Source organism: Nosocomiicoccus sp. HMSC09A07, from assembly GCF_001808485.1.
In the GTDB taxonomy this organism is placed as follows: Bacteria; Bacillota; Bacilli; order Staphylococcales; family Salinicoccaceae; genus Nosocomiicoccus; species Nosocomiicoccus ampullae_A.
Genome location: NZ_KV793640.1, coordinates 1 through 877, shown reverse-complemented (window position 1 = coordinate 877; position 877 = coordinate 1). Strand labels below are relative to the sequence as shown.

The following is an 877-nucleotide window of genomic DNA, read 5'->3' as shown; positions in this document are numbered from 1 at the left end:
CGAATCAAAGAAATGCGTAGCATTTCAACCATGCTTTTATATAATATTGGTGCGTGATTTTATTGAAAATAAGATCACGCACTACCTTGTATATATTAAAACTCTGATTTATCCATTAGGATAAATCGGAGTTTTTTTATTGATCAAATTTTAAAATATACGTAAATCCAGTTTCAATGCTTTTAATAAATCTTCTATAGCTTTTAGTCGGGTTTCTATAAAGTAATCTATTTCAATAAATCCTTTATCAACTCCGTTATATAACTTGTCTAAAGTAGAAATATATTTTAGATGTATTTCAGTAAAATAAAGTTTTATTCCTGTCTTTGCTTTTAATTCTTGAAGTAATAACTCCGTTTCAATTTTATTTAGTGGTAATTCACTCTCTACATATGACCAATCCATATCTTCTTTATCTGAAAGTACATCTAATAAGTATTCTGCAAAATATTCATAAGCATAATTAACTGTCATATTTAATTACTCCTTTCTATTTAAAGCTATGCTCTAGATACCTAGAGCATAAGCTATCTAAATTATTAATAACTCAATATCTTTATGGTCGTCATAATGATTTACGATACGTTCAAATTCTGATTTATAATTTTCAAAAGTAACGTTTTCACTATATTTCATATCAATTAATGATTTATATTCAGCGTATTCATCAAAAATGATGAAATTACAAAGTTCTTCAAATGTGTTGACTCTGACAAAGTCTTTTAATCTGCCTTGAAGATAATCTTCAACTGTTTCGTAATAACTAGAACTTTCACACACACTATCAATGATGTATTCTGTCCCTTTTTCTCTCTCTACAATTGCATAACACATATTTCATTTCTCCTTTTTTCTACCACTCTTATTATTTTGAGTG

The 877-nt window shown here is 27.1% G+C and carries 2 protein-coding genes; both read right to left on the bottom strand.

The window, feature by feature from the left end:
* Positions 1 to 150: 150 nt before the first annotated feature.
* Entirely contained in the window at positions 151 to 474 is a 324-nt protein-coding gene (locus tag HMPREF3177_RS07250; protein WP_070458261.1) for a hypothetical protein, read from the bottom strand.
* Positions 475 to 531: 57 nt separating this feature from the next.
* Complete coding sequence (locus HMPREF3177_RS07245) at positions 532 to 834, bottom strand: hypothetical protein (protein WP_070458258.1); 303 nt, start codon at positions 832 to 834, stop codon at positions 532 to 534.
* Positions 835 to 877: the final 43 nt, after the last annotated feature.

Coding starts and splice junctions, on each gene's coding strand:
- HMPREF3177_RS07250 (WP_070458261.1), bottom strand. CDS start 474: ATGACAGTTAATTATGCTTATGAATATTTTGCAGAATACTTATTAGAT.
- HMPREF3177_RS07245 (WP_070458258.1), bottom strand. CDS start 834: ATGTGTTATGCAATTGTAGAGAGAGAAAAAGGGACAGAATACATCATT.